The organism is Trichloromonas sp., from assembly GCF_041583255.1.
In the GTDB taxonomy this organism is placed as follows: Bacteria; Desulfobacterota; Desulfuromonadia; order Desulfuromonadales; family Trichloromonadaceae; genus Trichloromonas.
In genome coordinates, this window is record NZ_JBFHGD010000162.1 from 1 (window position 1) to 7,694 (window position 7,694).

A 7,694-nucleotide genomic window follows, 5' to 3' on the forward strand; every position below is an offset into this window, starting at 1 on the left:
ACCCCCAGCAGTCTGGCGCTCCGTTTAACAATGGTGGTCAATTCCTCGTCAGTGTAGAACTCCAGCCGCGAAGTGACCCCGAACCGGTCGCGCAGCGGCGACGACAGCAGGCCGGCCCGGGTGGTGGCCCCGACCAGCGTGAAGCGCGGCAGGTCGAGCTTGATGGTACGGGCCGAGGGCCCCTGGCCGATGATGATGTCGAGCTGGTAGTCTTCCATGGCCGGGTAGAGGATTTCTTCAACGACCGGCGACAGGCGGTGGATTTCGTCGATGAACAGCACATCTCCCGCCTCGAGGTTGGTCAGGATGGCGGCCAGGTCGCCCGGCTTTTCGATCACCGGCCCCGAGGTGCTTTTGATATTTACGCCCATTTCATTGGCAATGATGTTGGCCAGGGTGGTTTTGCCGAGTCCCGGAGGGCCGTAGAAGAGGACATGGTCGAGGGCCTCGTCACGGTTGCGCGCCGCGTCGATGAAGACCTGCAGATTTTCCTTCGCCTTGGACTGGCCGACGTATTCCTTGAGGCTGCGCGGGCGCAGACCGTTTTCGAAAGTATTGTCGTCGCTGGTCAGCCCGGCGGTAATGATGCGTTCAGTCATTTGTCTCGGTTCTCTGCCGATAATGGTTACTTCATCAGGAGTTTAAGGGCTCCCTTGAGAGCCTCTTCGACCGGGGTGTCGGCGGCCAGTTCGAGGGCTTCCAGGGCCTTTTTTGCCTGAGCTTCCTTGTAGCCGAGGTTGACCAGGGCCGACAGGGTGTCGTCGAGCACGTTGTCAGCGGAGCGCGCCGAGCGAGCCTGAGAGGCCGGCATTTCGCCGCCGCCCAACTTCTTGACCTTCTCCTGCAGTTCGAGAATCAAGCGTTCCGCGGTTTTCTTGCCGATTCCCGGAATCGCCGAAAGTCGCTTGCTGTCGCCATGAAACAGGGCTGTCCGCAATTCAGCGGTCGGGATGTTGGACAGGATGTTGACTGCAAGTTTGGGGCCTACCCCCGACACGGACAGGAGCAGGATGAACAGTTCTTTCTCTTCAATGGTCAGAAAGCCGAAGAGCCGGATGGCGTCCTCTTTGACGTGGGTGTAGACGTGGAGCCTGACCTCGCCGCTGTCCGGCAGCGAGTAAAAGCTCGAAAGGGGAATCTGCAGGCGATAGCCGACGCCGCCGACATCCACAATCAGGTGGTCGATCGATTTGTACGCGAGCTTTCCGGTCAGGAGTGCAATCATGGAAACCCGTTGTCGGTGATGGGTGAAGAGCAAGGGCGAGAAGTTGCAGAATCAGCGACCCTGTTTGGCCAGGGCCTGTTCCAGCCGATGGTTGAGCCCGGCGCTGTGGGCATGGCAGATGGCCACGGCGAGGGCGTCGGAGGCGTCTTCCTGGGCTATTTCGGGCAGGCTGACCAGGGTGCGCACCATCTGCTGAACCTGCGCTTTGCTGGCCCGTCCGTAACCGACTACAGCACTTTTGACCTGCAGCGCCGAGTATTCGAAGACCGGCAGGCCGGCGTTGACCCCCGCAAGCAGGGCGGTGCCCCGGGCATGGCCCAGTTTCAGGGCCGACAGGGCATTCTTGGCGACGAAAATCTGCTCGACCGCCACGGCTTGCGGCGCGTAGTCGATAATGACCCGGCTGAGACCATCGTAGATGATTTTCAGCCGGGCCGCGAGATCGTCGTCGCTGCGGGTAAAGATCGCGCCGTTATCGATATGCCGCAGGCGGTTGCCCTGTTTTTCGATGATCCCGTAGCCGGTAATCCGGCTGCCCGGGTCGATCCCTAGAATGCGCATGGTTTTCAGGTTGACGGACAAGCGTCAGCCCATCGCCAGTTCAATGTCGTCGTCGGAGATGTCGAAATTGGCGTAAACGTTCTGGACATCGTCATTGTCTTCGAGCTTGTCCATCATCTTGAGCATCTGCTCGGCGTGCTTGCCTTCGAGCTGAACCATCGTCTGGGGGAGCATGGTGATCTCGGCCGTTTCCCATTTGAGACCGGCGGCCTCGATCGCTTCCCTGACCTCGATGAAGTTAAGGGGGTCGGTGATGACCTCATAGACATCCCCCTCGTCCTTGACGTCTTCGGCGCCGGCTTCGAGGGCGGCTTCGAAGATGGTGTCGAAATCGTTGTCGGTGCTGAATGAAAGCAGGCCCTTGCGGTCGAACAGGAAGGCCACCGAGCCGCTGACCCCCAGGTTGCCGTTGTGCTTGGTGAAAATATGCCGGACATCGGCCACGGTGCGGACGCGGTTATCGGTCATGAATTCGACAATGACCGCCACGCCGCCCGGTCCGTACCCCTCAAAGGTGCCTTCTTCGTAGTTGACCCCGTCGAGGTCGCCGGTCCCTTTTTTAATGGCCCGGTCGATGGTGTCTTTGGGCATGTTTTCGCTCTTGGCCTTGTCGACGGCTGTGCGCAGCCGGGCATTGGCGTCGAGATCGCCGCCGCCGATTTTGGCCGCGACGGTGATTTCCTTGATCAGTTTGGTGAAGATCTTGCCGCGCTTGGCGTCCTGGGCCCCTTTGCGGTGTTTGATGTTCGCCCACTTGCTGTGTCCTGCCATGGTCGGTTTCTCCTTGCGTCATTAATCTGCCGTCATTGCAATGCTGTCGCAAAAACGGCTAGTTATCTTATCATGAAGGCCGTGCATGGACAAGGCCTTTCCCTTGCGGAGAGAACAAAGAAAAGCCGGCTTGCGGCCGGCTTTTCTTTGTTCGATGTCGATAAAAACCGTTTCAGTGCTCTCGCGGATTGGACTGGAACGGACGAATGTCGAGATTGTTGGTGTGGGACTTGACTCCCTCTACTTTGTCCAGGGTTTCGAGGACCTCCTGGAGTTCCCGCTGGCTGTGGACGTAGCCATCGAGGGTTACCTTGCCGCCCTGAACCGCGACATGGAAGTGATACTGGTGCAGACCGGCGATCACCCCCTTGCTGAAGAGGTCGGTTTCTATCTTCTTGCGGATGATCAAATCCTGCAGAATCTTTTTCGAGTTGTCCTTGCGCTGGGTCAGGTTGCGGTCCTTGACTGCGTCGCAGATCAGCTTGACGGCGGTTTCCTCGGAAAGATTGATGGTGTTGATCACCAGGTCGTAGTTAAGGGGATCGACCCAGTCACGGTCGAAGTAGTACTTGATGAAGCCGGCGCGCTGCTGGTCGGACTTGCGCACCAAAACCCGTGCCAGATCGGGGTCAAGCCATTCCCGCTCGGCCCAGCGTTCGACCCGCTCTTCGAAGGGGGCGATGACGCGTACCCGCAGAACGCTGTCGATCCCCTTGAGCAGGTCCTGGCCTCCGCGGCCATAAATGATCACGTTCCCCCTCAAGGCGTACTCGAGGATGATGAGTTCGATCCGGTGAAAATTGGCTTCGGTTTGCGAATCGACGGTTTCCACAAACGCGGGGGGCTTCTCGTCGGCCTTTTCCACCGCCTCGGGAGACAGCCCGTAATCCGCAGCGACTCTTCTGATTTCGTCGCCGTCGACCAGGGTATACCCAAGTTTTTCAGCCGTCTTGTGAGAAATGGGGATTCCTGCGCTGCCCATTTCCCTTGAGATAGTTATGATCGCCATGTTTCTCCTCTCTGCATTACATCATTCTGCAAAGTCAGCATTCGATACTATCAATTCCTGGCGGGGATGAAAAGTATTTATATCCGGCCCGAATTTTTTCTTGTGCCAGGAGGGTTCATCCGTGCATTTGTTGTGTCAGAACGTCGGTTTGTGGTCGAAGAAATGCTGTGTTTCAATAAAGCGGACCGTGCGGCTCTTCGAGCGCATGACGATCGAATGGGTTTCCGCCCCGCCGGCGAAGTAGCGTACGCCTTTGAGCAGGTCGCCGTTGGTGACCCCGGTGGCGGCGAAGAAGACGTCGCCCTTGGCCATGTCTTCGGCGGAATAGACCCGGTCGAAGTCGTCGATCCCCATGTTCTGGGCCCGGTTGCGTTCTTCTTTGCTCATGAAAACCAGGCGGCCCTGCATGTCGCCCCCCATGCACTTGAGGGCGGCCGCCGCCAGCACCCCTTCGGGGGCGCCGCCGATGCCCATCAGCATATCGACGCCGCTGCCGGACACGGCCGCGGCGATGGCCGGTGCCACATCGCCGTCGCTGATCAGGTGAATGCGTGCGCCGGCCTTGCGGATTTCGCTGACGATTTTGTCATGGCGAGGGCGGTCGAGAATCACGACCGTGAGGTCTTCGACATGGCAGCCCTTGGCTTCGGCGATGCGCTTGAGATTGCTGGAGGGGGATTCGTTGATGTCGATAACTCCCTTGGCGGCCGGGCCGACGGCGATTTTTTCCATGTACATGTCGGGAGCATGGAGAAAGCCGCCGCGGGGGGCGATGGCGATGGTGGCAATCGAGCCGTTCATGCCCTTGGCGCAGATACTGGTTCCCTCGAGGGGATCGACGGCGATATCGACTTCCTGGGCGGTGCCGTTGCCGACTTTTTCGCCGATAAAGAGCATCGGCGCTTCATCCATTTCGCCTTCGCCGATGACGACCGTACCGTTGATGTCCATCGAGCCGAGGGCGCGACGCATGGCGTTGGTGGCCGCCTCATCGGCCGCCATCTTGTTGCCTTTGCCGACCCAGCGGCTGCAGGCCAGTGCTGCCGCTTCGGTAACGCGTACCAGTTCGAGCGCGAGGTTGCGATCCATCTATGACTCCTTGCCGACGTTGCTAAATTAATAATCGGGCGGTATGATGGCATGATTTTCAATGAAAAACAAGTTCCGGCTGGTACACATATGTTACATTGAATGTGCAGGGCCCTTGGTCTGGAGAAATCAGTATGCTGTCGTTAAAACGTTCCCTTTTGGCTTTTGTCTGGCTGCTGCTGGCGGCCGGCCCGGTTCAGGCCGCCCTGTCGCAGAATATTTCCGCCGTCCAGGCGCGGGAGCTGTTGGCCGCCGAACCGGGAATTTTTCTGCTCGATGTGCGGACGGTCGAGGAGTATCAGCAGCTCCGTCTCGAGGGGGCCCGGCTGGTTCCCATCGACCAGTTGCTGAAACGGATCGGCGAGTTGCCGAAGGACCGGCCGATCCTGGTCTACTGCGCGGTCGGCTCGCGCAGTTCGCAAGTGGCCAACTACCTGGCCCGGCTCGGTTATCCTGTGGTTTACAACCTGTACGGGGGGATTTACGCCTGGCAGCTGCGCGGCTACCCGGTTATCCAGGGGCAGCCCTGAGGGAGGCTTATGGATAAGAACTTTTTCGTCTGGGCGCACCGGGGCGCATCCGCCGTGGCTCCCGAAAATACCCTGGCGGCCTTTGCCGCAGCGGAAGCGGCCGGTTCCGATGGCATCGAACTCGATGTGCATCTCAGCCGCGACGGGGTGCCGGTGGTTATTCATGACGCCACTGTCGATCGCACCACCAGCGGCAAAGGGGCTGTGTCCCGGCTGAGCCTGGAGGAACTGCGGCGCCTGGATGCCGGCGGCTGGTTTTCGTCCAGCTTTGCCGGTGAGCCGGTGCCGACCCTCGAAGAGGTGCTGTACTGGGCCGAAGGGCGGCTGCGGCTGAATCTTGAAATCAAGGAGTATGCTGCCGGCCAGGCCATTCTGCAGCTGCTGCCCCGTTATCCCCACGCCCGCATCCTGGTATCATCGTTCGATCACAAACTGCTGGCGGCCCTGCGCCGGATCGATCCGCAGCTGCCCCTGGGGTTTCTGGTCGAGTCGCTATTCTGGCGCGGTGCGGTGCGGCGGGCGATCGCCGCCGGGGCGGAAAGCCTGAATCCCCGCGCTGACCTGGTCAGTCGACCCATGCTGGCGGCCTGCCGGCGCCATGGGCTGGCGGTTTACCCCTGGACGGTGGACACGCCGACGCGGATCGCCAGCTTGGCGCGCCAGGGGGTGGACGGTGTTTTCACCAACGCCCCGGGGCAGGTGGTCGCGCTGCGCAACAATGAGCGCCGCCCATCCTGATCGTTTTGTTAAGTTCTCAGAAGTACAACTGAATTTTTGACATGTGCCGGGCTGATGCTATGCTTTTTTATCAGTTGTTCTGACTTCGGAGAGGTCCTGTCGCCATGCTGATCGATTTGAAACAGGTGCGATCCATTGTCTTTGACCTGGATGGCACGCTGTACCATAGCGACGGTCTGGCCGCTGAGATTCAGACCGTCGCGGCATCCCTCGTTGCTGAAACCCGCGGGGTCTCCCTCAAGAAGGGGCGCACCCTGTTGCGCAATTCCCGCAAGCGGCTGGCCGAGTTGCTGGAAGAAGAGCCGACCCTGACCCGTACCTGCCTGACCTTGGGGATCGAGGTTCCCGAGTTTCATCGGGCCATGCAGGCCGGGGTTCATCCCGAGCAGTACCTTGCGCCCGATCCGGTTCTGGAGGCGCTGCTCGATTCGCTGACCGGGGGCTGGGATCTTTATCTGTACACCAACAACAACCTGCCCCTCACCGAGAAGATTCTCGCCCTGCTCGGGGTCGAGTCGCTGTTCCGCCGCCTGTACACCATCGAATTCAACTGGACGCCCAAGCCCGACCCCGAGACCCTGCAGCGGGTACTTGAGGATATCGGCGGACCGCCCGACAGTTTTCTGTTCGTCGGCGACCGGGAACAGGTCGACCTGAAGGTCCCCCGGGAAATGGGGATTCCGACCCTGCTGGTGGCTGAAACCGCCGACCTGCTGCAGATCCACAAGATTCTCGGGATCATCCCCTGAGGTTGCCACGGCCTATTCTTGCCTTGTCTTATCCGCCCCCCTCATGTAAAATCCCAGCTTTATTTTCGCCTGAGAAAGAAGTTTTATCATGACCGAAAGCATGACAGCGGAACGCCGGCCGGAACTGGAAGCCTTCATCCGTCGGCGCATCGCCGAGGCGGGAGGAATTACTTTCGCCGAGTATATGGGGCACTGCCTGTACCACCCGGAATATGGTTACTATATCGCAGCGCGTGAACGGATCGGCAAGGGGGGCGACTTCTTCACCTCGACCAGCGTTCACTCGGCGTTCGGCCGCCTGATCTGCCGGCAGTTGGAGCAGATGTGGCAGCTGCTCGGCAAAGGGGAGTTTACTATCGCCGAGCAGGGCGCCGGCGAGGGGCATCTGTGTCTCGATATTCTCGACGCCGCCGCAGCGGAACACCCGGAGTTTTACCGGGCCCTGTCGTACTGCCTGGTCGAAATCAGTCCCGATAACCGGCAGCGGCAGAAGGCTCTCCTCGGCACGCATCTCGACCGGATCCGCTGGAGTTCGCTGGCAGATCTGGACGGGATGGAGGGCTGCTTCCTGAGCAACGAACTGGTCGATGCTTTTCCGGTGCACCTGGTCGAAATGAAGGATGGTCAGCTGCAGGAAGTCTTTGTTGTCGATCGCGACGGGACTTTTGGCGAAGAACTGCGGCCGCTGTCGTCCGGGCAGATTCAGCAGCACCTGGATGGCCTCGGCATTTCACTGGCTGAAGGGGCCCGAGCCGAAGTCAATCTCGAAGCCCCGCGCTGGATGGCCGCAGTCGGTTCCGTCCTGCGGCGCGGCTTCGTCATTACGGTCGATTATGGTTATCCTGCCGCAGAACTTTACGCCCCCTGGCGCAGCAGCGGCACCCTGATGTGCTACTATCGCCACACTTCCAGCGAGGACCCGTACCGAATGGCCGGTTGTCAGGACATCACCGCCCACATCGACTTTACAACACTGGAGCAGGCCGGCAAAACGCAGGGCTTGGAGCCGCTTCTTTACAGTG

The 7,694-nt window shown here is 59.9% G+C and carries 10 protein-coding genes and 1 pseudogene; 5 read left to right on the forward strand and 6 right to left on the reverse strand.

What is annotated here, in order from left to right:
• The 6 genes from ruvB to glpX form a co-directional block, all read right to left on the reverse strand.
• Positions 1-599: Holliday junction branch migration DNA helicase RuvB (ruvB, locus tag ABYV89_RS12340; protein WP_432823259.1), on the reverse strand; the 599-nt coding region annotated here is incomplete at its 3' end.
• A 26-nt stretch (positions 600-625) separates the two neighbouring features.
• Positions 626-1,225, reverse strand: a complete 600-nt coding sequence (ruvA, locus tag ABYV89_RS12345; RefSeq protein ID WP_432823260.1) for a Holliday junction branch migration protein RuvA — start codon at positions 1,223-1,225, stop codon at positions 626-628.
• Between the two features lie 51 nt (positions 1,226-1,276).
• On the reverse strand, positions 1,277-1,786 hold the full coding sequence (ruvC, locus tag ABYV89_RS12350; protein WP_432823268.1) for a crossover junction endodeoxyribonuclease RuvC: 510 nt from the start codon (positions 1,784-1,786) through the stop codon (positions 1,277-1,279).
• 24 nt (positions 1,787-1,810) lie between these two features.
• On the reverse strand, positions 1,811-2,557 hold the full coding sequence (locus tag ABYV89_RS12355) for a YebC/PmpR family DNA-binding transcriptional regulator (protein WP_432823261.1): 747 nt from the start codon (positions 2,555-2,557) through the stop codon (positions 1,811-1,813).
• Between the two features lie 172 nt (positions 2,558-2,729).
• Positions 2,730-3,566, reverse strand: coding sequence for a cytidylate kinase family protein (locus tag ABYV89_RS12360; protein WP_432823262.1), 837 nt, complete (start codon positions 3,564-3,566; stop codon positions 2,730-2,732).
• A gap of 135 nt (positions 3,567-3,701) precedes the next feature.
• Positions 3,702-4,655 carry a class II fructose-bisphosphatase gene (gene glpX / locus ABYV89_RS12365; protein ID WP_432823263.1) on the reverse strand — a complete coding sequence of 318 codons (954 nt, stop codon included), beginning with the start codon at positions 4,653-4,655 and terminating at the stop codon, positions 3,702-3,704.
• Positions 4,656-4,789: 134 nt separating this feature from the next.
• On the opposite strand from glpX, the gene ABYV89_RS12370 reads away from it, so the two are divergent.
• The 5 genes and pseudogenes from ABYV89_RS12370 to ABYV89_RS12390 form a co-directional block, all read left to right on the forward strand.
• Complete coding sequence (locus tag ABYV89_RS12370; protein WP_432823264.1) at positions 4,790-5,185, forward strand: rhodanese-like domain-containing protein; 396 nt, start codon at positions 4,790-4,792, stop codon at positions 5,183-5,185.
• A 9-nt stretch (positions 5,186-5,194) separates the two neighbouring features.
• Positions 5,195-5,869 (forward strand): annotated as a pseudogene (locus ABYV89_RS12375) (glycerophosphodiester phosphodiesterase); the annotation flags it as partial.
• Positions 5,784-5,963 carry a hypothetical protein gene (locus tag ABYV89_RS12380; protein ID WP_432823265.1) on the forward strand — a complete coding sequence of 60 codons (180 nt, stop codon included), beginning with the start codon at positions 5,784-5,786 and terminating at the stop codon, positions 5,961-5,963. The pseudogene ABYV89_RS12375 and the gene ABYV89_RS12380, both read left to right, overlap by 86 nt.
• 64 nt (positions 5,964-6,027) lie before the next feature.
• Positions 6,028-6,672 carry an HAD family hydrolase gene (locus ABYV89_RS12385; protein WP_432823266.1) on the forward strand — a complete coding sequence of 215 codons (645 nt, stop codon included), beginning with the start codon at positions 6,028-6,030 and terminating at the stop codon, positions 6,670-6,672.
• Positions 6,673-6,760: 88 nt separating this feature from the next.
• Positions 6,761-7,694: class I SAM-dependent methyltransferase (locus ABYV89_RS12390; protein ID WP_432823267.1), on the forward strand; the 934-nt coding region annotated here is incomplete at its 3' end.

Bases quoted from the DNA above. Each gene is read 5' to 3' on its own strand.
- ABYV89_RS12360 (WP_432823262.1), bottom strand. From the start codon at position 3,566: ATGGCGATCATAACTATCTCAAGGGAAATGGGCAGCGCAGGAATCCCC.
- ABYV89_RS12355 (WP_432823261.1), bottom strand. From the start codon at position 2,557: ATGGCAGGACACAGCAAGTGGGCGAACATCAAACACCGCAAAGGGGCC.
- ABYV89_RS12385 (WP_432823266.1), top strand. From the start codon at position 6,028: ATGCTGATCGATTTGAAACAGGTGCGATCCATTGTCTTTGACCTGGAT.
- ABYV89_RS12380 (WP_432823265.1), top strand. From the start codon at position 5,784: ATGGGCTGGCGGTTTACCCCTGGACGGTGGACACGCCGACGCGGATCG.
- ruvA (WP_432823260.1), bottom strand. From the start codon at position 1,225: ATGATTGCACTCCTGACCGGAAAGCTCGCGTACAAATCGATCGACCAC.
- ABYV89_RS12370 (WP_432823264.1), top strand. From the start codon at position 4,790: ATGCTGTCGTTAAAACGTTCCCTTTTGGCTTTTGTCTGGCTGCTGCTG.
- glpX (WP_432823263.1), bottom strand. From the start codon at position 4,655: ATGGATCGCAACCTCGCGCTCGAACTGGTACGCGTTACCGAAGCGGCA.
- ruvC (WP_432823268.1), bottom strand. From the start codon at position 1,786: ATGCGCATTCTAGGGATCGACCCGGGCAGCCGGATTACCGGCTACGGG.